At 73.7% G+C, this 24577-nt stretch carries 25 protein-coding genes and 1 pseudogene; 2 read left to right on the top strand and 24 right to left on the bottom strand.

The window, feature by feature from the left end:
• Nucleotides 1–119: 119 nt before the first annotated feature.
• The 5 genes from pheA to ACSNN9_RS06880 all read right to left on the bottom strand — a co-directional run bounded on the left by pheA (nucleotide 120) and on the right by ACSNN9_RS06880 (nucleotide 3703).
• A complete protein-coding gene (gene pheA, locus ACSNN9_RS06860) occupies nucleotides 120–1073 on the bottom strand; it encodes a prephenate dehydratase (protein ID WP_436671897.1) in 954 nt (317 codons plus the stop codon).
• 9 nt (nucleotides 1074–1082) lie between these two features.
• A complete protein-coding gene (locus tag ACSNN9_RS06865; protein WP_436671976.1) occupies nucleotides 1083–1577 on the bottom strand; it encodes a hypothetical protein in 495 nt (164 codons plus the stop codon).
• 284 nt (nucleotides 1578–1861) lie between these two features.
• Complete coding sequence (locus ACSNN9_RS06870) at nucleotides 1862–2251, bottom strand: ACT domain-containing protein (RefSeq protein ID WP_436671898.1); 390 nt, start codon at nucleotides 2249–2251, stop codon at nucleotides 1862–1864.
• 75 nt (nucleotides 2252–2326) lie between these two features.
• Entirely contained in the window at nucleotides 2327–2785 is a 459-nt protein-coding gene (locus ACSNN9_RS06875; protein WP_436671900.1) for a hypothetical protein, read from the bottom strand.
• 177 nt (nucleotides 2786–2962) lie between these two features.
• Nucleotides 2963–3703 carry a hypothetical protein gene (locus tag ACSNN9_RS06880; RefSeq protein ID WP_357875217.1) on the bottom strand — a complete coding sequence of 247 codons (741 nt, stop codon included), beginning with the start codon at nucleotides 3701–3703 and terminating at the stop codon, nucleotides 2963–2965.
• A gap of 163 nt (nucleotides 3704–3866) precedes the next feature.
• Between ACSNN9_RS06880 and ACSNN9_RS06885 the strand changes: the two genes are divergently transcribed.
• Nucleotides 3867–5096: an arginine deiminase gene (locus ACSNN9_RS06885; protein ID WP_436671901.1), complete on the top strand. Its 1230-nt coding sequence runs from the start codon at nucleotides 3867–3869 to the stop codon at nucleotides 5094–5096.
• Between the two features lie 56 nt (nucleotides 5097–5152).
• Here the strand turns inward: ACSNN9_RS06885 and ACSNN9_RS06890 are convergent, their stop codons facing one another.
• From ACSNN9_RS06890 to ACSNN9_RS06945, 12 genes and pseudogenes are all read right to left on the bottom strand, one after another.
• Nucleotides 5153–6037, bottom strand: a complete 885-nt coding sequence (locus ACSNN9_RS06890) for a DUF5926 family protein (protein ID WP_436671904.1) — start codon at nucleotides 6035–6037, stop codon at nucleotides 5153–5155.
• Between the two features lie 60 nt (nucleotides 6038–6097).
• On the bottom strand, nucleotides 6098–6586 hold the full coding sequence (locus ACSNN9_RS06895) for an ATP-binding protein (protein ID WP_436671906.1): 489 nt from the start codon (nucleotides 6584–6586) through the stop codon (nucleotides 6098–6100).
• The gene (locus ACSNN9_RS06900; protein ID WP_436671908.1) at nucleotides 6583–8040 is read right to left on the bottom strand and encodes an ATP-binding protein; all 1458 of its coding nucleotides are present in this window, start codon (nucleotides 8038–8040) and stop codon (nucleotides 6583–6585) included. Before ACSNN9_RS06900 ends, ACSNN9_RS06895 begins: the two co-directional genes overlap by 4 nt.
• 73 nt (nucleotides 8041–8113) lie before the next feature.
• Complete coding sequence (locus ACSNN9_RS06905) at nucleotides 8114–8905, bottom strand: glycerophosphodiester phosphodiesterase (RefSeq protein ID WP_436671909.1); 792 nt, start codon at nucleotides 8903–8905, stop codon at nucleotides 8114–8116.
• A 10-nt stretch (nucleotides 8906–8915) separates the two neighbouring features.
• A complete protein-coding gene (locus ACSNN9_RS06910) occupies nucleotides 8916–9251 on the bottom strand; it encodes a rhodanese-like domain-containing protein (protein WP_357875205.1) in 336 nt (111 codons plus the stop codon).
• A gap of 53 nt (nucleotides 9252–9304) precedes the next feature.
• A complete protein-coding gene (locus ACSNN9_RS06915) occupies nucleotides 9305–10243 on the bottom strand; it encodes an LCP family protein (protein WP_436671911.1) in 939 nt (312 codons plus the stop codon).
• A gap of 213 nt (nucleotides 10244–10456) precedes the next feature.
• The gene (locus tag ACSNN9_RS06920) at nucleotides 10457–11671 is read right to left on the bottom strand and encodes an LCP family protein (RefSeq protein ID WP_436671912.1); all 1215 of its coding nucleotides are present in this window, start codon (nucleotides 11669–11671) and stop codon (nucleotides 10457–10459) included.
• A gap of 232 nt (nucleotides 11672–11903) precedes the next feature.
• Nucleotides 11904–13130: an LCP family protein gene (locus ACSNN9_RS06925; RefSeq protein WP_436671914.1), complete on the bottom strand. Its 1227-nt coding sequence runs from the start codon at nucleotides 13128–13130 to the stop codon at nucleotides 11904–11906.
• Nucleotides 13131–13207: 77 nt separating this feature from the next.
• Complete coding sequence (locus ACSNN9_RS06930) at nucleotides 13208–14185, bottom strand: UDP-glucuronic acid decarboxylase family protein (RefSeq protein WP_436671917.1); 978 nt, start codon at nucleotides 14183–14185, stop codon at nucleotides 13208–13210.
• A gap of 90 nt (nucleotides 14186–14275) precedes the next feature.
• Nucleotides 14276–15949 carry a solute symporter family protein gene (locus tag ACSNN9_RS06935; protein ID WP_436671918.1) on the bottom strand — a complete coding sequence of 558 codons (1674 nt, stop codon included), beginning with the start codon at nucleotides 15947–15949 and terminating at the stop codon, nucleotides 14276–14278.
• Nucleotides 15927–16298 carry a DUF485 domain-containing protein gene (locus ACSNN9_RS06940; protein ID WP_436671919.1) on the bottom strand — a complete coding sequence of 124 codons (372 nt, stop codon included), beginning with the start codon at nucleotides 16296–16298 and terminating at the stop codon, nucleotides 15927–15929. Before ACSNN9_RS06940 ends, ACSNN9_RS06935 begins: the two co-directional genes overlap by 23 nt.
• Before the next feature lie 204 nt (nucleotides 16299–16502).
• Nucleotides 16503–17109 (bottom strand): annotated as a pseudogene (locus ACSNN9_RS06945) (flavin reductase family protein).
• Here ACSNN9_RS06945 and ACSNN9_RS06950 point away from each other — a divergent pair.
• Nucleotides 17101–17355, top strand: coding sequence for a hypothetical protein (locus ACSNN9_RS06950; RefSeq protein WP_436671920.1), 255 nt, complete (start codon nucleotides 17101–17103; stop codon nucleotides 17353–17355). The pseudogene ACSNN9_RS06945 and the gene ACSNN9_RS06950 overlap by 9 nt on opposite strands.
• 57 nt (nucleotides 17356–17412) lie before the next feature.
• On the opposite strand, the gene ACSNN9_RS06955 is transcribed toward ACSNN9_RS06950, so the two are convergent.
• The 7 genes from ACSNN9_RS06955 to ACSNN9_RS06985 all read right to left on the bottom strand — a co-directional run bounded on the left by ACSNN9_RS06955 (nucleotide 17413) and on the right by ACSNN9_RS06985 (nucleotide 24475).
• Nucleotides 17413–17928 (bottom strand): SRPBCC family protein, encoded by a 516-nt coding sequence (locus tag ACSNN9_RS06955; protein WP_436671921.1) that lies wholly within the window; start codon nucleotides 17926–17928, stop codon nucleotides 17413–17415.
• A gap of 70 nt (nucleotides 17929–17998) precedes the next feature.
• Nucleotides 17999–19222 carry a hypothetical protein gene (locus tag ACSNN9_RS06960; RefSeq protein WP_436671922.1) on the bottom strand — a complete coding sequence of 408 codons (1224 nt, stop codon included), beginning with the start codon at nucleotides 19220–19222 and terminating at the stop codon, nucleotides 17999–18001.
• Complete coding sequence (locus ACSNN9_RS06965; protein WP_357875186.1) at nucleotides 19215–19769, bottom strand: RNA polymerase sigma factor; 555 nt, start codon at nucleotides 19767–19769, stop codon at nucleotides 19215–19217. Before ACSNN9_RS06965 ends, ACSNN9_RS06960 begins: the two co-directional genes overlap by 8 nt.
• Before the next feature lie 100 nt (nucleotides 19770–19869).
• On the bottom strand, nucleotides 19870–21570 hold the full coding sequence (locus ACSNN9_RS06970) for an ABC transporter permease (protein ID WP_436671923.1): 1701 nt from the start codon (nucleotides 21568–21570) through the stop codon (nucleotides 19870–19872).
• Nucleotides 21555–22319: an ABC transporter ATP-binding protein gene (locus tag ACSNN9_RS06975; RefSeq protein ID WP_436671925.1), complete on the bottom strand. Its 765-nt coding sequence runs from the start codon at nucleotides 22317–22319 to the stop codon at nucleotides 21555–21557. Before ACSNN9_RS06975 ends, ACSNN9_RS06970 begins: the two co-directional genes overlap by 16 nt.
• A 73-nt stretch (nucleotides 22320–22392) precedes the next feature.
• Entirely contained in the window at nucleotides 22393–24033 is a 1641-nt protein-coding gene (locus ACSNN9_RS06980; RefSeq protein ID WP_436671926.1) for a cation acetate symporter, read from the bottom strand.
• A gap of 1 nt (nucleotide 24034) precedes the next feature.
• Entirely contained in the window at nucleotides 24035–24475 is a 441-nt protein-coding gene (locus ACSNN9_RS06985; RefSeq protein WP_436671927.1) for a hypothetical protein, read from the bottom strand.
• Nucleotides 24476–24577: the final 102 nt, after the last annotated feature.

Consider the following 24577-nt stretch of genomic DNA (forward strand, 5'->3'; position numbering starts at 1 on the left):
GCTGACACCGGCCCCGCCGGATCCGGTGCCGGTCGGGGGCGGTGCCGTTCCGGGGCCGCGGTCAGCCGCACAGGGGGTGCGGGGCCGGTGTCAGCCTCGGGGGCGGTGCGGTGCCGGCGTCAGCTGAGGTCGCCGGCGCGGAGGCGGGCCAGCCAGGCGGCGGCGTCGGCGTAGTCGGCGTCCGAGAGGCCGGCGGGGGCCGGGATCGGACGGTCGCCCGACCCGGGGAAGCGGTGCCGGGGGTACGAGCCCAGGAAACGCACGTCGGCGCAGACGCGGCGCAGCCCCTGCAAGGCCTCGCCGAGCCGCACGTCCGCCACGTGCCCCGTGCAGTCGAGGAAGAAGACGTACCGGCCGAGCGCCTCCCCGGTCGGGCGGGACTCGATCCGGGTCATGTTGACCCCACGGACGGCCAGCTCCATGAGCACCGACAGCAGCGCGCCCACCCGGTCGTGCGCGATGTAGACCGCCAGGGACGTCACGTCGTCGCCGGTCGGCGGCGGGGGCGGCCCGGGGCGGGACACCAGCGCGAAACGGGTCACCGCGTCCGGGTGGTCGGCGATCTTGTCGGCGAGCACGTCGAGCCGGTGCCGCCCGGCGCCGATCGGGGCGCAGATCGCGGCGTCGTACTCGCCGGCGGCGGCTCCGGCGGCGGCCGCGCCGTTGGAGAGCACGTCGACCACGACCGCGTCGGGCAGGTGCGCGCGCAGCCAGCCCCGGCACTGCGTGGACGCCTGCGGGTGGGCGGCGACGCTGCCGACGTGCGGGAGCGTCGTGCCGGGCCGCGCGGCGAGCACGAACTCGACCGGCAGGATCACCTCGCGGGTGATCACGAGGGGGGCGCCCTCGGCGAGTTCGTCCAGGGTCACCCCGACCGCGCCGCCGATCGAGTTCTCCAGCGGCACCAGGGCCGCGTCCGCCTCCCCGGTTCGTACGCTCTCCAGCGCCTCCGGCACGCTGCGGGCCGGCGTGCGGCTGCCCCGCTCGGCGGCGGGGATGCTGTTCAACGCCTGCTCGGCGAAGGTGCCCTCCGGCCCGAGGTAGACGAAGCGCGTCGGCGGTGTTCCCGGCATGGCGACAGCCTACGCACCCGGTACGCCGAGCGACCCGGCGTCGCAGACGCGCGTCCGGATGCCGGGCGGCCCGGCGGCGCGGACCTCGGCGGTGCAGACGTCGGTGCCGGCGGTGACCAGCCGCGGGGCGCCCGGCCGACCCTGCGTGACCACCTGGAGTGTCTCGTGCCCGGTCACGTCGAGGACCGTGTAGTGCCACTCACCGGCGCAGAGCGGCCCGGTCCGCACCCGGACCCGGACGCCGTTCGGCAGCACGCCACCCCGGCCCCGCACCAGGTCGACGATCCGTGCCCCCGAGGGGCCGTCCGGGCAGGGGACCGCGACCAGGCCCGGGTCGACCGTGGGGGTGACCGCCCCGCCGCCGGGCAGGCCGGTGGCGGGCGGGGGCGTCGGCGTGGCGCCGGGCGTGACGGGGACGGCGGTGCGGGTCGGGGCGGCGGTCGGGGCGGGACGGCGCAGCTCCGGCGGGGTGCCGCAGCCGGCCAGGGGCAGCGCGGCCAGCAGTACGACGGCTGCGAGCCGGCGGGCGTACGACGCTGGCCGTGGCCCGGCGGGGCCGCCCCCCCGTGCCGGCGGGGCCGGGCGCGCCGCGCCGACGACCGGCCGGGGCGGGCCGGTGCGGGCGCGCGGTCGACCCGCGCCGGGCCCGGCGGCGGGGCCGGACGGTCGGGCGGAGGTGTCGTGGCGCGAGGGGGTGGGCGGCACGGCCGATCCTCGGGACATCGGGGAGCGTCACTGCGGCCGGGAGGCCGAGCCCATCCTAGGAGGAACCGGCGGCCGGGTGAAGATCAGCCGAGGACGCGATGGCCGGCACGCTCCAGCGCGGCGGTCGCCTCGCGGAGCCGCACGGCGGGAACCAGCAGGTAGTCGGTGTCGTAGGTGGAGAAGGCGACCACGCTGACCCGGGCCGCGGCGAGCGGGTCCACCAGCGCGGCGAGGGTGCCGCTGACGGCCAGGTCGAGCGGCTCACCGACCCGCAGGCAGCGCCAGGCGGTCTCGCCGACGGCCTGCTCGGGTGCCCGGTCGGCGGGACAGATCAGCGAGATCCCGTCCGCCGTCCAGCTCACCGTGACGACGTCGCCGTCGCTCAGCCCGCCCGACAACTCGGGCGGCAGGGCGGAGCCGGGGGCCAGGCGGCACACGGCGTACTTCCCCGGCAGCAGAGCGATATCGAGCATGAGGGCACCTTACGGCCTCGGTGCGGGCCCGCCCCAGATTCGCCGCGTGCGGCGAACGCCACATCCCGCCGCTGGTCAGACCGGGGAGAAGAACGTGAGGGAACCGGCGACGGTCCCGCTGGTGAACACCGGGGTGGAGATCGCGTCGACGGTCGAGTCCGGCGCGTCGGCCGACGCCCCCTGGACCCGCAGCAGCCCTCGGGCCAGGCGCCCGGAGGAGATGGCCAGCAGCGGCGGGATCTTGTCGATCTCGGGCTCGGTCAGCTCGCAGCGGTTGGCCGTGAAGTCGAGCAGCCGCAGCCCGCCGTCGAGCAGCGGCAGCCCGGTCACGTCCTCCGGATCGCCCAGGTAGAGCAGTGCGCAACCGGCGGCGGAGACGGCGACGACCCTCGTCCCGGCGTCGATCAGCAGGCACGGCTCGTCGGCGTGGGAGACGGTCGACGACCACCGACCGAGATTGTCGAACTCCTGCTCTGTCGATGCTCCCGCCGCCGGCACGAACACGTCAGAGAGCGAGAGTTCGACGTGGGCCACCGCGCCTCCTATGTACACCGACGGTCCGTCCACGCTAGCCGGTCGTCGCGGGTGACGCCGACCGCGCGTGGTCGCCGGGCCGCCGGTGGGGTGAGGGAGTGCCCTGACCAGGCGGCCGGCGACGGCGCGACCGACGGGTGCCGACCGGCGCCCGGGTGCGTGGCGTCGCCGGTGACGTTACCGTCGGTTGGCCGGCTTGTCAGCGGCCGTTCGGCCGCCCTCGTACCACCGGTAGTCGGCGGCCGGACGGTACGCGCCGTTCATCCAGGTCTCCGGGTGCTGCGCCACCCGGGAGAGCTTCTCGGCCGTGGCCGGGCTGATCCGGCTGCCCCCGGCGACGAGCAGGCGGTCCAGCTCGCGGTGGGTGGCCATCAGGCAGTCCTTCGGCAGGCCGTAGACGCTGATGACGCCGGAGCCGACGAAGGTCAGCACCGGCGTCACCGGGATCGGCAGCCCCACCGCGTCGGAGAGGGCCTTGCTGGCGCGCTTGGCGTCGCGGCGGGCCTCGGCCACGTAGGGCGGTCGCTTGCCGTTGATCTGGACCACGTCGCCGGCCACCAGGACCCGGGCCCGGCCGTGGTCGGCGATGGTGACCGCGAAGAGCCCGCTCGGCCCGATGGCGAGGAATCCGGCGCGTTCGTCGCGTTCGTGGTCGAGCAGGAGATCGGAGGCGTCCGTGCGGGGCCACTCGATGACGTGCCACGCGGGCCCGAGATGGTCGAGCCGACCGAGCGCACGTGCCCCGGCCGCCTCCAGCCGCCGGGCGCCCCGCTCCGCGCGGCGGCGGCGGGCCCACTCCAACGGGGACGGACGAACGGGTGCGAGCACCCCCGGCGACTCCACGCGGGGGTGTGGCACCGCCGCGGGCGGCAGTGCCCGGGCGGACGGTACGGCTCGACGAGCGGGAAAGACAGTCATCGCGACCTCCGGCAAAAGGTCCCTCGAAGTTATGTCCTCACTACCCTACGTTGCCAGTCCCCCGTGTCGGCAAGTTGGAACGCCGGAGTGAGTGCGGATGAATGCCATATTCATCCACCCCTGTTTTATCGGATGCCGCCAAACCCTGCCCTACGCTGCGAGGGTGACCCACTACGTGGACAGCGAAGTCGGTCGGCTCGGGACGGTACTCCTGCACCGCCCCGGCCCCGAGCTCGCCCGGCTCACCCCTCGCAACAACGACTCGCTCCTCTTCGACGCCATCCCCTGGGTCGGACGCGCCCAGGAGGAGCACGACGCCTTCGCCGCCGCCCTGCGCGAGCGTGGGGTCGAGGTGCTCTACCTCGCCACCCTCCTGGCCGAGACGCTCGCCGTCGCCGACGCGCGGGCCGAGCTCACCGACGAGGTGCTCCGCTCGCCCCGGCTCGGCGACTCGCTGCGCGCCCGGGTCGCCGACCACCTCGCGTACCTCGACCCCGTCGCGCTCGCCGACGTGCTCATCGCCGGCCTGGCCCACGAGGAGCTGCGGGTCAGCCGGGAGCGGCCGGGCGGCCTCGTCTACACCCTGATGGACCGGCACGACTTCGTCATCGACCCGCTGCCCAACCTGCTGTTCACGCGGGACTCCTCGTTCTGGGTCGGTGACCGGGTCGGGGTGACCAGCCTGGCGATGCCGGCGCGGCGGCGGGAGACCACGCTGACCGACGCCATCTACCGGCACCACCCGCGCTTCGCCGGCACCGAGCTCGTCTACCAGCCCGGCCTGGAGCACCTGGAGGGCGGCGACGTGCTGCTCCTCGCGCCGGGGGTGCTGGCCGTCGGGGTGGGCGAGCGGACCACCCCCGCCGGCGCGGAGCGCCTCGCCCGGCAGGTCTTCGCCGCCGGGCTCGCGCACACCATCCTCGTCGTCCCGATCGCCCAGGAGCGGGCGACCATGCACCTGGACACCGTCTGCACGATGGTGGACGTCGACGCCGTGCTGATGTACCCGAACATCGCCCACACGCTCTCGGCGTACACGGTCATCGCCGGGGCGGACGGCGAGGACCCGCGGGTGGACGGCCCGGCGCCGTTCCTGCGGGCCGCCGCCGACGCGATGGACCTGGCCCAGCTCCGGGTGATCGACACCGGGCTGGACCCGGTCACCGCGGAACGCGAGCAGTGGGACGACGGCAACAACACCCTCGCCCTCGCGCCCCGGCTCTGCGTGGGCTACGAGCGCAACACGGAGACCAACGCCCAACTGGAGCGGGCCGGCATCGAGGTGATCCAGATCGCCGGCTCGGAGCTGGGCTCGGGCCGGGGCGGGCCACGCTGCATGTCCTGCCCCCTGGTCCGGGAGCCGCTGGGCCGTCAGGGCAGGGCCCCTGCCTGACGCCTCCCCGCGGGAGGCCGAGGTGCCCCCGCCGGGTGGCGGCGGGGGCAACCGGCTCAGCGCAGGGTGAGCTGGCGGCCGAGCAGGCCGTGGCGGGCCCGCCGGCCGGCGGCGTCGAGCGGGGCGGGGTCGGCGAGCGCCTCCGCGTACCGCTTGGCGAAGTCGGCGACCGGCTGCTCCCAGTCGGCGGCCGGGACGTCCTCCGGCAGGTCCCAGACCGGCACCAGCCGGCCGTGGGCCCGGAACATGCCCGCGAACCGGGTGTTCTCGCCGAGGACCAGCGTGCCGGCCACGCTCAGGCGGGCCAGCGCGTCCAGCGCGGCGTCCTCGTCGTCGGGCAGCACCCAGCGCACGTGCGCCTTCTCCGGCACCTGGCACCAGTAGGCGGCCCGGGCGGCGGCGAGCCGGACGGTCGGGTAGATCGCGGCGTTCGCCCGTTCCAGGGACGCCTGCACGTTCGGGTCGTCGCCCGCTCCCGGGTCGAGCCAGAACTCGAACCCGTCGTGCATGCTGACCTCCAGCGGGCCGTCGACCAGGACGTCCTGCAACCGGGGGCCGGGGCCGGGCAGCGGCGGCACGGACACCGGGCGGCCCGGCTCGGCCCGCAGCGCGCAGAGCAGCGCCTCGGCCAGGTCGCGGGAGACGTCACCGGACTGCTGGTGGCGCTGGAGCCCGATGAGGACCCGCCCGTCCGGCTTGGTCATGGCCGGGGCGGCCATCGGCAGCACGCTGGCGAGGGTGACCTCCCGCTCGCCGAACTCCTCGACGAGGGCGGGGGCCAGCCGCAGCGGGGCCGAGGCGGCCGGCACCAGTTCCCGCAGGGCGATCCACTCCGGCTCGTCGGTCAGCCCCTCGAACGGTCGGGGCACGAAGACGTCCCGTACCTTCTCCCGCTTCGGGGTGGCTTCGGCGGCCCGCTGGCTCTTTCGACGCTTGCTCACGGCGACACAGCCTAGAGGTCCCGGCCGCCCGGCGGGGGCGGGACCCGCCCTCGCGGTCGGTCAGCCGGCGACGGCGAGGTCCGACCGGGTGACCTCGGCCGGGTCGAACTCGGCCCACACGCTCTGGCCCAGGCCGTCCCGCTCGACGCCCCAGCGGTCGGCCAGCCCCGAGATGATGTGCAGCCCCCGGCCGTCGACGGCATCGAGGTCGGCGACCCGCATCGTGGGGCCCGCCGCGGCGCCGCCGTCGGTCACCCGGAGCTGCACCTGCTGGCCGCGGGCCGAGTCGCGCAGCCGCCAGGCCACCCGGACCACTCCGCCGGGCAGCGGGTCGGCGTGCCGCACCGCGTTGCCGACCAGCTCGGCCAGGACCGCGACGAGGTCCGCCAGGAGCGGCGGGGGTACGACGCCGGTCAGCTCCTCGGCGAGGCGCCGCCGCGCCAGCCGTGCCCCGACGGCGTGGTGGGGAACCACCACGCACCATGCCCGATCGGCAGCTCCCGTCGACACCTTCGTCCCTTCACGCCCCCGTTGCCCGTCGCCGGTCACCCGCGGGGCAGCCGCACCTCTGCGACCGTACCGCCACCGGCCCTCGGCCGTAGGGATACCCATCCATTCTGCTGTTCAACGATCCGGCGGACGAGATAGAGGCCGAGTCCGGCCCCGGGATAGCGGCGACGGTCGCCCGACTCGCCCTGCCAGAACCGGTCGAAGGCCCGCTCCGCGTGCTCCGGCCGGATGCCGACGCCCCGGTCGCGGACCTGGAAGGAGACCGTCGACCCGTCCGCCCCGGCGGTGATCTCGATGGGTGAGTCCGGCGCGGAGTACTTGCCGGCGTTCGTGCACAGCTCGGTGAGCATGGTGGCCACGCTCGGCCGGTGGCCGAGCGCCTTGGGCAGGTCGGCGGGGAGGCGGAGGACGAGCCGCTGCCGCAGCTCCGCCGGCAGGTCGACCGCCGCCGTGCGCAGCGCGTCACCGAGGTCGTACGGGGCGGGCGGGTCGTCGCCAGGTCCCGCCTCGGCGGCGGAGGAGAGCAGCCGGTCCACCAGCCGGGCCAGCTCGTTGGCGCGCTGCCCGATCACCCGGGCGGCATGCCGTCGGTCGGTCTCGGTCAGCGACCCCCAGTGGTCGGTGAGCGTGTCCGCGTAACCCTTGATGACGGTCACCGGCGTACGCAGCTCGTGGCTGGTGACCGCGACGAAGAGATCCCGGTCGTGGTCGCGGCGCTGCTGGTCGGTGATGTCCCGGAAGGTGACCACCCGCAGGGCGCCGGGACCGGGCAGCTCGCCGGAGGTGATCTTGAGCCAGCGGCCGTCCGGCAGCCGGTGGTCGAGCACCCGCCCGCACGGAGGCAGTGGGAAGGGCAGGGGCTGGTTGAGCGCCTGGGCCGTGGAACGGCCGGTTACCCGGGCGGCGGCCGGGTTCCAGAGCCGGACGTGACCGTCCCGGTCGACCACGGCCAGCCCGTCCGCCAGCGCCGCCACCACCGGCCCGTCGCCGTGCACCGGCAGCCCGGCCTGGTCGCCGTACATGTGGGCGATGCAGGCGGCCAGGTAGCCCACGATGGCGTGCTGCTCGGCGTCCAGCGGGTCGTCTGAGTCCGGATGGAGCACGTGCAGACTGCCCACCGTCAGCCCGCCGATCTCCGCGCGGGCGACCACCATCCGGAGCAAACCCCGCTCGGCCAGCTCGGCGCAGAGCCCGCCGGTGAGCTCGTCCGTGCGGACCTGGCGCACGCGGGCGCCGGAGAGCAGGCAGACGGTGGCGGGGTCGTCGGCCGGCACGGGATGACCGACGGCCCACTCGGCGGCGCCGGTGGCGGCGATCACCCGGCCGCCCGTCGGCGCGAACTCGACGAACGCCACGCCCGCCGCGCCGAGCGCCGAGCGCGCCACGTGGAGCAGGTGGGTGAGCACCGGCAGGCCCGCGCCGCCCGAGTTGATCATTTCGACCACCGCGGTCTGGCCGGCGATGAGAGCGGAGAGGTCGGTGCGCTCCGGCATGCTCCGAGTGTGCCCCGCCGGCCGGTTCCGGGACACCCCTGCCCGCCCGGGTCTCCGGTCGGCGCCACCCCGGTCAGCGGCCCAGGCGGGCCAGCGCGTGCGCCGGCCGGTCGGTGATGACGCCGTCCACCCCGGCGGCCAGGACGAGGTCCAGGTCGGCCGGCTCGTTGACGGTCCACACGTAGACCTGGTTGCCCGCCGCCCGCAGCGCGGGCACCAGCTGCGGGCGGGCCCGCACCAGGGCGACGCCGGGGCCGGCGATCCGGGTGCCGAACGGCAGCCGCCCCAGCGGCAGCCAGCGCGGCAGCACCTCCAGCAGCAGCACGGTGGGCAGCGCGGGGGCCAGTTCCCGGATCCGGCGTACGGCCAGCGGGGAGAACGACATGACCGTGACGCGGACCGGATCGTCCGGTCCGGGCTCGGTCAGGCCGTAGCGGCGCAGCAGCGCGACGAGTCGGCGCTCGACGTTCCCGCCGTAGCGGGAGGGGTGCTTGGTCTCGACCAGCAGCCGCACCGGCCTGCCCGCGGCCAGCACCGCGTCCAGCAGCCGCTCGAGGGTGAGCAGCCGGGTGTGCGACTCGTCCAGCACCTCGTCCCCGTCGGCGGGCACGCAGCCGGGGTGCCAGGAGCCGAAGTCCAGCGCGTCCAGCTCCGCGAGGGTGCGGGCGCTGACCAGCCCGTGGCCGTTGCTGGTCCGGTCGAGCCGGCGGTCGTGCACGCAGACCAGGTGCCCGTCCCGGGTCAGCCGGACGTCGCACTCCAGCCCGTCCGCGCCCTCGTCGAGGGCCCGCAGGTAGGCCGCGAGGGTGTGCTCGGGCAGGTCGTGGGAGGAGCCGCGGTGCGCGAAGACGAGGGGGTCGCCCATTCCGCCCGTCCTAGAGGACCCGGCCCGGCTGCCCGTCCGCGCCGACGACCGGCCGCCCGGCGGCGGCCCACTCGCCCATCCCGCCCTGGACGTTGCGCACCTGGTCCCAGCCGTTGCGCATCAGGTAGGTGACGACCTGCGCGGAGCGTCCGCCGGAGCGGCAGATGACGGCGACGTCGCGGTCGGCCGGCACCTCGGCGATCCGGGCCGGCAGCTCCGTCATCGGCAGGTGGTGCGCGCCGGGGGCGTGGCCGGCGTTCCACTCGTCGTCCTCCCGGACGTCGAGCAGGTACGCGTCGTCGGCGATCTCGGTCACGGTCACGGTGGGAACCTGGGATCCGAACACGGGCCAAGCCTAGATCCTCGCCCGGGCGGCCGGTGCCGGGCCGGTCCCCGGCGTCACAGTCGGGTGACCCAGTGCGGGTTGGCCCGCGCCCAGTCCGGCACGCGGGTGCCGCGTACCGCCTCGAACAGGCCGCCCCCACCGTCGTCGAGGACCACGTACGACACCTGGTCGATGGTCTGGGGGTGGGAGGGGACCTGGACGCCGCGCAGCGCGTCGGCCGGCAGGTCGCGCAGCGCGAGGACGAGGTCCTCCAGCGGTACGCCGTTGGTGTCCACGGTCAACGAGCCGCCCACGGCGCGGATCACCTGGTCCAGCTTGACCGGGTTGGTCCGCAGCGACGTCTCACTGGTGCGCTCCAGCACGGCCCGGAGCAGTTGCTGCTGGTGGGTCTGCCGGTCGTAGTCGCCGCGCGGCAGGTCGTAGCGCTGGCGGACGTAGTCCAGCGCCTCGCCGCCGTCCATCTGCTGACAACCGGGCTGGAAGACGCGGTCGGTGTGGATCGAGCGGACCTCGGTGTCCACGCACATGCGTACGCCGCCGAGCAGGTCGATGACCTTGCGGAAGCCGGAGAAGTCGATCAGGGCGGCGCCGTCGAAGCGGATGCCGGTCAGCCGGGACAGGGTGGCCGAGAGCAGCCGGGTGCCCGGCTGTCCGCCGCCGCCGTGCTCGTACGCCGCGTTGATCTTGTCCTGGCCGCCGCCGTAGCCGTTGCCGGCGGGGATGGCGACGAGCAGGTCCCGGGGCACGGAGACCAGGTACGCCTCACGCCCGCCGGCGGGGACGTGCACGATGAGGATGGTGTCCGACCGGCGGCCCGCCGCGCTGCTGCTCTGCCACCGGTCGGTCCCCACCAGCAGGTAGTTCAGCGGCCCGTCGGGGTCGGTGCGCTCCCGGCGGGCGCTGGGGTCGAGCAGCTGCTCCCGCACGACGCTGCGCTCGTACCGGTCAGTCAGCGAACGGAGGCCCACCACGGCGAGCGCGGCCAGCAGCACCAGGGTCAGGCCCAGGCCGAGCAGCAGCCGGGGCCAGCGGACACGGCGCGGCCGGGCGGCCCGGGCGTCGGCCCCGAACCGGCCCGGACCGTCGCCCGTCGATCTGGACGTGACGCCTCCCCGCGACCCGTACGTGAATCCTTCTCACGTCAGGCTACGAGTCGCCCCCGGCGGTCCGGGCCGCTTCGCCGACATTGCCCCGTGGTGCCGGCGCTACTCGCGGCTGGAGACCACCTCGGGGTTGGCGAAGACGAATTCGGCCAGCTTGTCCTGTTTCACCGCGCGGAACATGTCCAGCGTCTGGGCGCTGAGCGTCTCGCGGGTGCCGTCGCTGTGGAAGGTGCCGCCGTTCGTCTTCAACATCACCAGGTCGTTGCCGGTCACCCCGCGCATGGTGAAGACGAAGTCGGGGACCGGCACGCCGGCGGTGTCGAGGATGAACGCCTTGCCGGCCGCCTCGATCAGCTTGTTCAGCTTGATCGGGTTGGTCAGCGTCCCGTCCTGGGTGGCCTTCTTCGCCATCGCCTTGATCAGCTGCTGCTGGTTCTGCTGCCGGTCGTAGTCGCCGTTCTTGAGGCTCTTGCGCTGCCGGGAGTAGTCCAGCGCCGCCCAGCCCTCCATCTCGCGGCAGCCCTTCTTGTGCACCACGGGCGTCATCCGCTTGCCGGTCTTCTTCGCGTCGGCGTTCCACATGGGCTTGCCGTCGACGTACGACATGTGGATCGACTCGACCTCCTGCTTGACGCAGATGCGGACCGTGCCGAGGGCCTCGATGACGTTCTTGAATCCGCCGAAGTTGATGATCGCCGCGCCGTCGAAGCTGATCCCGGTCATCTTCTTGATCGTCTGCGCCATCAGCTGGGCGCCGCCCTCCCAGCCGCCGCCGTTGCGGGCGCCGGCCTGGAACGCCGCGTTGATCTTGTCGGTGCCGCCCTTGTAGCCGCTCTTCTCGAAGGCCGGGATCTGGGCCTCGGTGTCCCGGGGGATCGAGATCAGGTAGGCCTGGTCGTGCGTCGCCGGGATGTGCAGCACGATGATGCTGTCCGCCCGCACGTCGTCGGCGGCCCACCGCTCCCGGGCGTCCACACCGAGCAGCAGCATGTCGATCGGGCCGTCCAGGCTGGCGCCACCCTCGGCGTCGGTCTTGCCCGCGTCGCCGAGCAGGTTGCGCTGGGCGATGTTGCCGGTGGCGCTGCTGATCAGCGCCTTGCTGCCGACGATGGCCGCACCGCTGGCCACCATCAGCACGGCGCCGAAGATCAGGGTGAGTCGGGCCCAGAGCGGGTCCTTGCGGCGGGCCCGCTTCTTCGCGGATCCGCCACCGGGCCTACCGCCCTTGACGGGCTGCTTGGGGATGCTCGTGGAGGCCCGGACCGGGCCACGGGGGGACTCCAGCGCCGGAGGGCGACGGCTGGTCTGAACCGGCATGCGTGCTCCAGCTCGCGTTGTCAGGGGGCGGGATCACTTTACGGACGCTTTCCCGTCCTGGCGAGGTCGTCCGGCCGCCAAATACCGTTCGCGTGGCCGTCATCCAGGGAAACTGACCGAACGGGCAGATCGATACGGCCGCTCGGCGGTTGGCTCACAGGAAGCGGCCGGCCGGCCCTCCGAATCGTGATGACGCTCGTCGATCACGGAAGGGCCGGCCGGCGGCGGCGGGTCAGTTTCCGGTGTCGTCCTTCTTCTGGTTGGCCTCGACCCAGGCCGTCATGGTGTCGGCCGACATGGCCTTGTACATGGCCAGCGCCTTCTCCTTGTCCGACACCACCACCGACTCCCCGTCGATGGTCTGGCTGCCGACGTGCGGGCTGGTCACGAAGGTGAGGTTCTCGCCGCGCAGGTTGCGGAACTGGACCGCCATGTCGACCAGCGAGAAACCCTCGTCGACGGTGACCGCGGCGGTGACCGACTTGAGGAAGTCGTTCATCTTCTTCGGATTGGTCAGCGTGCCCGTGCTCGCCGCCTTGTCCATCAGGGCGCGGAGGAAGTCCTGCTGGTGCCGCATCCGGGCGAAGTCGCCGTCCGGGAACTGCTTGCGCTGCCGGATCCAGTCCAGCGCCTCGGCGCCGTCCATGTGGTTGGTGCCCTTGGTGAACGTCCGGTACGGCTTGTGGATCGAGGTGATGGTCCGCTCGACCTTCAGGTCGACGCCGCCGAGGGCGTCGGTGACCTGCTTGAAGCCGGCGAAGTCGATCGCCATCACGTGGTCGAGCCGCACGTCGGTGAAGCACTCGACCGTCCGGACGGCCAGCGGCAGCCCGCCGAAGGCGAAGGCGGCGTTGATCTTTCCCCGCTGCCCGCTGCCGCAGTCCGCGTTGGCGCCCTCCGGGATCGGCACGTAGAGGTCGCGGGGGATGGAGACCAGGTAGGCCTTCTGGTGGTCGGACGGGATGTGCATCACGATGATCGTGTCGGCCCGCCACTTGCTGGACTTGTCCACCGGGGCGTCCGGGTCCCGGGAGTCGCTGCCGACCAGCAGGATGTTCAGCGCGCCGTCCACGGCCTTCGCCGGGCGGCCCCCGGTGATCTCGGAGAACGGGTCGGTGCGTGCCAGGTCGTCGTTGAGGCCGCGGGCGTAGAACCAGGCGCCGGCACCGCCGAGCAGCGCGAGCACCAGCACGGCCACGCCGGCCACCAGGGCGATCCGGCCCCACCGGGGGCGTACGCCGCGCCGGCCCGGCCGGTCGGGTCCGCCCGGGCCGGCCGGTCCATCCGGCCCGGCGGGACCGCCCGGCCCGCCGGCCCGTGGCTCGTCCGGCGACGGGGACCAGCGGGCCTCGGCAGGCCGGGTGCGCCCGGCGTCCCGGCCGGGGCCGGGCACCGAGGCGCGCCCGGCGCGGCGGTGCAGGTGCGGGAGTGGAACTCCGGCGGGCGTGGTCGCTGACATGTAACTCAGGGTACGTACGTGCGGCCACCATCGCCCTGAAGCGCCGCCGACGTGTGCGCCGGCGGCGGGGGCGGTCGTCAGACCAGCCGCTCGCGGAAGTACTCGATGGTGCGTCGGAGGCCGTCCTCGGGCGCGACGGTCGGCTCGTATCCGAGCAGTTCGCGGGCGAGGGTCAGGTCCGGGCGACGCATCTCCGGATCGTCGGCGCTGCGGGTGATGTACGTCACCTCGGAGCTGCTGCCGCTGAGCGACACGATCGTCTCGGCCAGCTGCCGCATCGTCATCTCGTGCTCGGTGCCGCAGTTGATCGGCCCCGTCTCGTGCGAGTCGAGCAGCAGCAGGATGCCGCGCACCAGGTCGGACACGTAGCAGATCGAACGGGTCTGGTTGCCGGTGCCGTGCACGGTGATCGGCTCGCCACGCAGCGCCTGGGAGATGAAGGTCGGGATGGCCCGGCCGTCGTCCGGGCGCATCCGTGGGCCGTACGTGTTGAAGATGCGGACGATGGCCGTGTCCAGCCCTCGGCTGCGGTGGTAGGCCATGGTGGCCGCCTCCGAGAAGCGCTTCGCCTCGTCGTAGACGCTGCGGATGCCGATCGGGTTGACGTTGCCCCAGTACGACTCGCGCTGCGGGTGCTCCTTCGGGTCCCCGTACGCCTCGGAGGTGGAGGCCATCAGGAAGCGGGCGCCGTCCGTGACCGCGCGCTCCAGCAGGTGCAGGGTGCCCACCGAGCCGACGCGGAGGATCTCCACCGGCAGCTTCTCGAAGTCGGTCGGGCTCGCCGGCGAGGCCATGTGCAGGATGGCGTCGAACCGCTCGGCCAGCGCCGGGTGGCCGGTCGGCAGGCCGTCGGAGATGTCGGCCTCGACCAGGGTGAAGTTCGGCTCGTCCAGCAGGTGGGCGACGTTCTCCTTCGATCCGGTGACGAAGTTGTCGAGCGCGACCACCGTGCAGCCGCGGGCGATCAGGGCGTCCACCAGGTGCGACGGTACGAAGCCGGCGCCGCCCGTGACGAGGATGCGGTGACCGGGTCCGAAGCGGGCAGCAGCGTTCATGCCGGTCAGCCTACCCACTGCCCCGGGCCGCCCCCTCGCAAGGAAGGGCCCCCTGTCGCCGCCCGGCGACGACAGGGGGCCGTAGATCCGTCAGTGGGCGCCGGCGCCGGTGACGGCACGCACCTCCAGCTCCGCGTACTTCTCCTCGTCGTGCTCCTTGGAGATCACGGTCCCGATCCACCCGCACAGGAAGCCGAACGGGATCGACAGGATGCCCGGGTTGGACAGCGGGAACCACTGCCAGTCCTGCTCGGGGAACATCGAGGTGGGCGCGCCGGAGACCACCGGCGAGAAGAACACCAGCAGGACGGCGGAGAGCAGGCCGCCGTAGATGGCCCACACCGCACCCGAGGTGTTGAACCGCCGCCAGAACAGGCTGTAGAGGATCGCCGGCAGGTTCCCCGAGGCGGCCACCGCGAAGGCCAGCGCCACCAGGAAGGCCACGTTCAGGTTCTGCGCGAAGATCGACAGCACGATCGAGATCGCGCCGATCACCAGGGCGGAGACCCGGGCGACCCGGACCTCCTGCCGCTCGGACGCACTCCCGTTCTTGATGACGTTGGCGTAGAAGTCGTGCGCCAGGCTGGACGAGGAGGCCAGGGTCAGGCCGGCCACCACGGCCAGGATCGTGGCGAAGGCGACCGCCGCGATGATCGCGAGCAGGGTGGCCCCGCCCAGGTCGCCGCCGAGGAAGTCGATGCCGAGCGCCTCGGCGAGCTGCGGCGCGGCCGTGTTGCCCGCCTTGTCCTGCGCGGTGATCGCCTCGCTGCCGACCAGCGCCGCCGCGCCGAAGCCCAGGGCCAGGGTGAGCAGGTAGAAGGTGCCGATGATGCCGATCGCCCAGAGCACGCTCTTGCGGGCCGCCTTCGCCGTCGGGACGGTGTAGAAGCGGATCAGGATGTGCGGCAGGCCGGCGGTGCCGAGCACCAGCGCGATGCCGAGCGACAGCAGGTCCATCTTGTTGTAGAAGGTCTGCGTCGGGTTGCCGGCCACCTCCTGGCAGTAACGCAGACAAGGTTCGAGGAAGGCGTCTCCCTTGCCGGAGGAGGCGGCGGCGTCGCCGAGCAGCGACGAGAGGTTGAACTTGTACTTCGCGAGCACCAGCAGGGTCATCACCAGCGCGCCACCCATCAGCAGGAACGCCTTGACGATCTGCACGTAGGTGGTGCCCTTCATGCCGCCCACCGTGACGTAGATGATCATCAGGGCGCCCACCATGATGATGGTGGCGACCTTCGCGGTGTCGGCGTCCATGCCGAGGAACGTGGTGCCCGGCTTGATGCCGAGCAGCAGCGCGACCAGCGCGCCCGCGCCGACCATCTGCGCCAGCAGGTAGAAGATCGACACGGTGATGGTGGAGACGGCCGCGGCGGTCCGCACCGGGCGCTGGCGCATCCGGAAGGCCAGCACGTCGGCCATCGTGTAGCGGCCGGAGTTGCGCAGCAGTTCGGCGACGAGCAGCAGCGCGACCAGCCAGGCGACCAGGAAGCCGATGGAGTAGAGGAAGCCGTCGTAGCCGTACAGGGCGATCATGCCGGCGATGCCGAGGAACGACGCGGCCGACATGTAGTCGCCGCCGATCGCCATGCCGTTCTGGAACCCGGAGAAGGAACGCCCGCCGGCGTAGAAGTCGGTGGCCGTCTTGGTCTGCCGGCTGGCCCAGATGGTGATGACCAGGGTCACCGCCACGAAGACCAGGAACAGGGCGATGGTGAGGTTGCGGGCGGTGGTGTCGCCCGCCTCAGCCGCGAGGACCGTGTTCATGGCCCACCTCCCCCATTTCGGCGCGGATCCGGTCGGCGACCGGGTCGATCCTCCGGTCGGCGAACCTCGCGTAGAGCCAGGCGATGAGGAACGTGGAGACGAACTGGAGCAGGCCGAAGACGAGGGCGACGTTGATGTTGCTGCCGAAGAGCTTCGTGCCCATGAAGTCCCGCGCGTACGCGGACAGGATCACGTAGAGCGCGTACCACAGGAAGAACGCGACGGTCATCGGGAAGATGAAGCCGCGCAGCGTGCGCCGCAACCCGGCGAACTCGTCCGACCGCTGTACGGCGAGGTACCGGTCCGCCGCCGAGGCCGACGGCGTGGACGCGGGTGTGTCCGTGGACATTTCTGGATCACCACCTTCACAGGCGTGGGGAGTTTCGCGCACGGTAGAAAGCGCGCTCCCCGCCCGGGAAGGGCGAGATCGACGCCGGTCGGTGGCTGCGCCGAACGGCGCGGTGGCTGCGCCGAGTGACCCAGCTCACTCCGTTGAGCGGTCGCCGTCGCGGGCCGGCCGGTCGGCGGGTCGGCGCGGCCGGCCGGCGGGTAGTCAGGTCAGCTCGCGGTACCGGCCCCGGTAGTGCAGCAGCGGGTCCGTCTCCCCGGTCAGCTCGACGGCCTCGATGGTGGCCTCCACCAGCAGGCCCCAGCCGTACTCGCGGGCGGTGTCGAGCCGGCATCCCACCCAGCCGCCGGCATCGGCCGGCACCGGGCCGTAGGGGGTGTCGGTCCACGCGCCGGTGGCGAACAGGCCGCCGGGAGACGGGAGGAGGCCCGCGAACCGGTCGGCGAGCTGCCGGTGCGACGGGTTCAGCGGGGTCACCGCGAAGCGGCCGGCGGACTCGACCGCCGCCCACAGGTCGGACTCCGGGTCGACCAGGCCGAGCAGCCGGTCCGGCTCGCCCTCCGCGACCAGCGTCGAGGACACCGTCAGGCCCGCCGGCTCGGGCGCCGTCCAGAGCGTCACCGGCGACGCCAGCCGACCTCGCAGCCGGCGTACGGGGGAGCGGAGCTCGGCGGGCACGGCGAACGGGTCGGTGTGGTGGATCTCGGCGCCCGGCTCATGATTCACGTGAAACATTGTGCCGCCCCGGGCCCGCGCCCGGCGGGCGTACCTGATGTGGCCCTCCGGGCCTATCGTGCCGGACATGGCTCACGTGACGCCGCAGCAGCTCGCCCAGGCCCGTGCCGTCGGCGCCGACGCCGTGCTGCGCAACGAGGTCGACTTCCGCGGCTACCCCTACCGGCACCTCGCCCTGGTCGCCCGGGCCGGGTTCGCGGACAGCCCCGTCCCCCAGCTGCTGGCGGCCGTCGAGTACCTCTCGCAGTACGGGTGGGAACTGGTCAACGTGACCGCGGCGAGCGGCAGCAGCCAGCTGTACGCCTTCATCCGCCTCCGCTGAGACCGGGCACCCCGGACGGCGGCGACGGCCCGGGCCGCCGGACACGGGGCGACCGGCTCAGCCCGCGCCCCGACCGTCCCGGTCGTCGTCGGCGAGGGCGCGGCGGGCGGCGGCCAGCACCGCCGGGTCCGTGCAGCCGGCGGCGTACCCGGCGATCCGGCGGCGGATGTCGCGGCCGAGCAGCCAGGCCCCGATCCGGTCCGCGACCGGGCGGAGGAACGCGGGCCGGCAGCGGAAGCTGTATCGCCAGGTGGCGATCGCGTGGCCGGGCTCCGGGGCGGGGGCGAACCGCCAGCCTCCGGCGAACATCTCGAAGAACCACGGCCCGCGCACCATCTTCATCCCGACGTGGCTCGGCGGCGCCCAGGAGACGTACTCGCTGACCATCGCCAGGCCGTGCCGCGACCGGGTGAAGGTCCGCACCCCCTTGCCGGGCCGGGTCGCGCCGTCGGTGAAGTGCTGCTCCCGGACGAACGGGTCCCACCGGTAGCGCACGGGCGCGGTGGTCTGGGAGACCGCGAAGGCCAGCTCGGGCGGGACCGGCACGGTGACCACGGCTTCGACGACGGGCATCAGGCCATTGTGCCGCCGACCGGCGGGCGCCCGACAAGACCGGTGGAGGGATGCCGGGCGCTCCCCGGGATCAGCCGGTGACCACGATGTCCCCGCTGGTCGAGTTGTCCTTCGTCGCGCCGGCCGGTTCGGGATAGGGCACGTCCTCCGCGGTCCTGCTCCACCACACCGCGGCCGAGTACTCGCCGACGACGCCCGTGCCGACCTGCGAGCGTACGACCGAGATCGGCAGTTCGAAGGTGGCTCTGCCGTCCACGGCCAGCGCATTCAGTTCGCACCGGTAGCTGATGCGCTGGCTGGAGACGAACCGCGTACAGGTCGAGGGCAGGGGCCTCACCTCGAACCCCTTCGGGACGTTCACCTGGACCCGCGGGGTGGCCGCCGGCTGAGGGCCGGCATTCCGTACGGTCAGCCGCAACGTGCCGGTCGTCCGGTCCCCGTCGGGCGCGAGCCGGAGCTCGCTGCCGGTGACCGAGAGGTCCGTGATCCGCGGGTTGGGCGGGAACGCATCCGGTCCGCCCGTCTGGACGAACCTTCCGCCTGACCGGGAGTAGATCCGCCACTGGCGCTGCGCGAGACTGTCGGGACTGCCGTCGCCGGATCGGTCGGTCACCTCCGCCGCGATCGACCGGTCCTCACCCCGGATCCGGCGGATTCCCCCGATGTCGCCGGTCTCTCCGATTACGACGCCCATGGTGATGATGGCTCCGGCCGGATCCCGGTCGAAGGCCAGTACCCGTGCCTCACCCATCTCCAGGCCGCTGCAGTCGAGCAACGCCGCCGTCTCCTGCGTCCCGTCCCGATCGAGGTCGGCGTGGACGACCTGGACGATGCTGGCCCGGAGTTCCGCGCCCGCCGAACGCTGCGCACGGCCGTCCGAGAACCGGACCCGGCCGGACGGGCACTCGTCCGCGAGGTTCCCGGGCCAGGCCGGCAGGTCGAGGGTGGCGTTGGCGAGGGTCTTCTCGTGGATCCGGCCGTCCGGCGGTGGCGCGGCAGAGGGCGACGTGGCCGACGGCGGCGTGGCGGGGACGGTGGTCGTGGGCACGGTAGGCGACGGGGACACGGTCTGGGCCGGCGGCACCGGTGGATCCGGGTCGCCGCCGGCGTTGGCCAGGACCGGCACGGCAACCAACACGGCGGCGGCCACGCCGGTCGCCACCAACCGGTTCGTGCGGCGGCGTCGGGCCACCTTCCGGGCTGCCCAGGCCCCCGCGGGCACCACCAGCGGGCCCCCGGACCGGAAGGCGGCGAAGGCGTCGGCCAGCTCGGGTGAAGTGTCGTGGTCAGACACGGTGGTCCTCCGTCCTCGGGTCGGAGAGTTGGGCGGCGAGCGCGGCCCGGCCCCTGTGCAGCCAGGACTTCACCGTGCCGGGCGCCACGTTTTCCTGGTCGGCGATCTCGGCGATGCTGAGGTCGGCGACGTAGAAGAGCACGACGGCCCGCCGCTGGGTCTCCGGCAGGGTGGCGAGGGCGCGGGCGAGCGCGACCCGGTCCGGCCCGGGCCCCTCGACCACCTCTTCGCGGCGGAACCTCGCGTGGGCGCGGGCGGCCCGCAGTCGGCGCCAACGGTTGCGCACCACGTTCATCGCGACCGTGCGGACCCAGGCCGCCGGGCGCTCGTAGTGGACCAACCCGTCCCACCGGGCCCAGGCGCGGCTGAACGCCTCCTGGACCGCGTCCTGCGCCTGGCCGACGTCCGACGTGTAGGCGTACAACTGGAGCATCAGCGGCTGGAAATTGGCCGCGTAGAACTCCTCGAAGCTGTCTCCCACGACCCCCGCGGCCGTGGGAGACGCCCCTCCCCGGACATCGCCGGGGTCGTGCTGCCGCACCCCCACCGTGGCGCCTCCCCTGCTGGTCCGCCGCCCTGACCGGTGCGACGTCTGACCAGCACACCCCATGCCCGTACGGGAGGTTGCGGCGTGACGGGGTCCGTTCTCAGCGGCGGGGGGTCACCGTGGCGACCAGCTCCGGCATCCGGCGGTCCAGCACGTCGCCGGCCAGGTACGCGCCGAGCAGCGCCGCCCCCACGCCGTACGCCGCCCCGACCGGCAGGGCCAGCCAGAGCCAGACGTCGCCGAGCAGTCGGACGGCCACCACCATCGGCACCGCCGCCACCGCCGTGGCGAGCATCGCCAGCAGGGTGAGGAAGCTCTTCGCGATCCCGGCGCCGGTGTTCAGCGCGAACGGGTTGCTCGTCTCCGGCAGCGAGTACGCCCCGAGCACCGAGACGAAGCCGTTCACCGCCAGCCCCGCGCCGTAGGTGGCGAGCAGGGTGCCCGCCATCAGCCCGATCCAGCCGGGTTCGCCGATGACCACCGCGACGACCACGGAGATCACCGCCAGCATCGGCAGGACGTAGATCGAGAACGCGGCCATCCGGGCGCGCAGCTCCTGCTGGCCGGAGACGCCCGCGATGACGTTCGCCGCGTACGCGCTGCCGTCGAAGCCGAACTGGTTGGCCACGGTGACGGCGGCGAGCAGCCCGACGAAGAGCATCGAGAGGCTGGACACCAGCGGGGACGAGTCGGGACTGGCCGTGAACCCCTGCGCGCTGTCGATGGTGAAGCCCGAGCCACCCAGGTTGACCATGACCGGCACGAAGAGACCGACGACCGCGACGGTGATCAGGTTGGCCCGGCGGCGGGCGTCCCGCCACCAGTAGCGGGCCTCCCGGGCGACGAGGGCGCCGAACCGGTCCCGCCGCGCCCAGCCGACGACCCGGGGGAAGAGCTGGGCGACGGCTCCGCCGGTCACGCCGCGCGGGGCGCGGGCCGGCCCGGCACTGGCCGCGCCCACCATCGCGGACTCGAGCGAACGGGACCACCAGGCGAGCAACGCGACGATCGTCGCCGCCGTGATCAGCAGCTTCACCGGCGCGGCCCAGAGGCGGCCCTCGGCCACGTCGATGCCGGCCGTCCAGGGGGCGCCGAACGGGGTCCAGCCGACCACCTCGGCCACCCCGTCGAGCCGGTCCCAGTCGGCGTCGGAGAGAGCGGCGACGCCCAGGAGCTGCAACGGACCGAGCAGCGCGGCGAGCACGGCGAGCAGCACGGCGGCCAGGTCGCGGACCCGGCGGGAGCGCAGCGCGGTGGCGAAGGCGCTGGTCACCGCCCGGGCCGCCGCGACGCAGAGCAGCAGCCCGGCGACCACCCCGACGACGGCGACCGCGGCGGCCGACCAGCCACCCAACGCCCCGGCGGTGACCACCAGCCCGCACAGGGCCAGCAGCACCGCGATCGTGGGGACGCTGACGAGGGCGGCGGCGAACAGCCCGGTGACGAGGGTGCGGCGAGGCAGCGGCAGCAGCGCGAACCGGGCCGGGTCCAGCGTCTCGTCCACCCCGAAGAAGACCAGCGGCAGCAGCAGCCAGCCGAGCACCGTCAGGCCGCCACCGAAGGCGGCGACCATCAGCGCGTAGCGGCCCTCGTCGGCCAGGCCGGGCGCGGCGAAGAGGAAGAAGCCGGTGCCGGCGAACCAGAGCCCGGCCACCGCGCCGCCCACGAAGAGGGCGACCCGCCAGCCCTGGCCCCGGAAGTTGTTGCCCATCACCCGCAGCTTGAGCCGCACGAAGTGCCGGGCGGAGACCCGCCGGGCGGGTTGGGTGGAGACGGTCGGTCCGCTCACCGCGACAGCCACGCCAACTCCTCGCCGGTCGCCGTACGGCCGCCGACCACCTCGACGAAGACCTGCTCCAGCGAGCGGCCGCCGCGCACCTCGGCGATGGGGCCGACCCGCTTGATGGTGCCCGCCGCCATGATCGCCACGTGCGAGCAGAGCCGCTCGACGACCTCCATGACGTGGCTGGAGAAGACGACGGTGCCGCCCCCCGTCACGTACCGGTGCAGGATGTCCCGGATCAGCGCGGCCGAGACCGGGTCGACCGCCTCGAAGGGCTCGTCCAGGACCAGCAGCCGGGGCCCGTGCAGCAACGCGCAGGCCAGGCCGATCTTCTTCTTCATGCCCGCCGAGTAGTCGACCACCAGGGTCCGGCCGGCGTCGCCGAGCGCGAGCACGTCCAGCAGCTCCGCCGCGCGCTGGTCGACCACCGCCGGGTCCATCCCCCGCAGCAGGCCGTGGTACGCGAGCAGCTCCGCGCCGCTGAGCCGGTCGAAGAGCCGTACGCCGTCGGGCATCACGCCGAGCAGCTGCTTCGCGCCCACCGGATCGGCCCAGACGTCGTGACCGAGCACCCGGGCCCCGCCGGCGTCCGGCCGGAGCAGGCCCACCGCCATCGACAGGGTGGTGGTCTTCCCCGCGCCGTTCGGGCCGAGCAGGCCGTAGAAGGAGCCCGCCGGGACGTCCAGGTCGACACCGGACACCGCGACCTTGCCGTCGAAGTGTTTCGCCAGGCCACGCAGGGAGAGGGCCGGGTGCTCAGCAGTCATGCGTCGACCGTATCCGGCGTTGGCCGGCGGTCGGTCCGGCCGCAGGATGATCCCCGGTCATCCCCGAGGCGTACTACAGCCGCAGCGCCTCCGGGGCGTGCAGGCGGAGCATGGTGGCCCCGACGTCGGCCGGTGCCCGGCGGCGGGTCGCCACCGAGACCGCCACCATCACGGTGAAGGCGAGCGGCACCGTCCAGGCGGCCGGCTGCGCGGTGAGCGTGGCCGGCCAGCCGGACAGCGGTGGGCCGAGCACCGTGATCAGGACGGCCCCGACCGCGGCGCCGCCGCCGACGAGGATCCCGGCGGCGGCGCCGAGGTCGGTCAGGCCCCGCCACCAGATGCCGAGCACCAGCAGGGGGCAGAAGCTGGACGCGGCGACCGCGAAGGCCAGCCCGACCACCTGCGACACGTCCAGGCCGGCGAGGTTGAGCGCGAGCACCGCCGGCACGGCCCCGGCGATCACCGTGGCGAGCCGGAAGCCGCGTACCGAGCCGCGCCCCAGCACGTCCGTGGAGATCACCCCCGCGACGCTGGTGAGCAGCCCCGACGAGGTGGAGAGGAAGGCGGCGAACGCGCCGGCCGCGACCAGCGCGGCGAGCAGCCGGCCGGTGGTGCCGTCGCCGAGCGCGGCGCCGGGCAGCAGCACCACCACCGCGTCGGTCTGCCCGGTCACCAGCAGCTGCGGGGTGTAGATCCGGCCGAGCACCCCGTAGATGGTGGGCAGCAGGTAGAACGCCCCGACCAGGGCGAGCACCACCAGCGTGGTGCGGCGGGCGGCGGCGCCGTCGGGGTTGGTGTAGAAGCGGACCAGCACGTGCGGCAGCCCCATGGTGCCGAGGAACGTCGCCAGGATCAGCGAGTAGGTGGCGAACAGGCCCCGGTCGTCGTCCCCGGCGGCGCTGGGCAGCAGCCAGTCGGCCGCGTCTGTGGCCACCCCGGACACCTCCGGCACCGGGTCGCCGGCGGCGAAGGAGAGCTCGTCGCCCGGGCGTACCTCGACGATCCGGCCGTCGGGGAGGGTGAGGGTCGCGCGGTGCTCGACCACGACGGTGGTCGCGGTCCGGAACGTCGGCCCGTCGGGCGGGGTCACCGCCGGCCGGGCGTCGGCCTGCCACTGCAACGCCAGGAAGACCGCCGGTACGGCGAGCGCGGTCAGCTTCAGCCAGTACTGGAAGGCCTGGACGAAGGTGATCGCGCGCATGCCGCCGAGCGCGACGTTCGCGGTGACCACCACGGCCACCAGCAGGGCCCCCAACGGGTACGGCGAGCCGGTCACCGTGGCCAGCGTCAGCCCCGCCCCCTGGAGCTGCGGCACGAGGTAGAGCCAGCCGATGAAGATCACGAAGACGGTGGCCAGGGTGCGCAGCCGACGCGACCCGAGCCGCAGCTCGCAGAAGTCCGGCAGGGTGAACGCGCCGGAGCGGCGCAGCGGCGCGGCCACGAACAGCAGCAGGGCCAGGTAGCCGGCGGCGAAGCCGACGGGGTACCAGAGCACGTCGACGCCGTACTTGAGGATCAGCCCGGCGACCCCCAGGAAGCTCGCCGCCGACAGGTACTCCCCGCCGATCGCGGCGGCGTTCCAGGTCGGGCTGATCGCCCGCGAGGCGACCAGGAAGTCGGAGGTGGTACGCGCCAGCCGCAGCCCGTAGAAGCCGATGCCGACGGTGACCAGGGTGACCGCCACGATCGCCGGGACGACGAAGCCGTTGCCCACCTCAGCGCTCCGGCCGTTGGACCAGGTCGGTGAAGTCCTGCTCGTTGCGTTCGGCCAGCCGCACGTACGCCCAGCCGACGGCGATCAGGAACGGGAACGACACCACCCCGAGCAGCAGCCAGGGCAGGTTCACGCCGAGCACCGTGACCCGGCCGACGGCGGGCGCGACGGCGAAGAGCCACGGCAGCCCGCCGAGCCCGATCGCCACCACCAGGGAGAGTCGCAGGGCCAGCGCGAACTGGGCGCGGACCAGCCCCCGGACGAGCGCGTCGCCGACCCGGGTCTGCTGGGCCAGCTCGGCGCGGGTGCGCTCGGCCCGGTCCTCCCGGCGGGACACCTCGGCCAGCACGATCCGCGCCCTGGGCTGAACGACCGGGGTCTGCTCCGACCCCCCGGGCCGGGGAGTCCGGGGCGCCGGGACGGGATCGTCGGCAGCGGCCACCCCGGCAGTCTCGCCCGATCGTCGCGATTGTCAAGGGCTCCCGTGGGCGTCGCGCCCGCCGCCGGCCGGCTCGGGGCGAGCCGTCCACACCGGGTTGTGGAC

The organism is Micromonospora sp. URMC 107 (assembly GCF_051386315.1).
In the GTDB taxonomy this organism is placed as follows: domain Bacteria; phylum Actinomycetota; class Actinomycetes; order Mycobacteriales; family Micromonosporaceae; genus Micromonospora.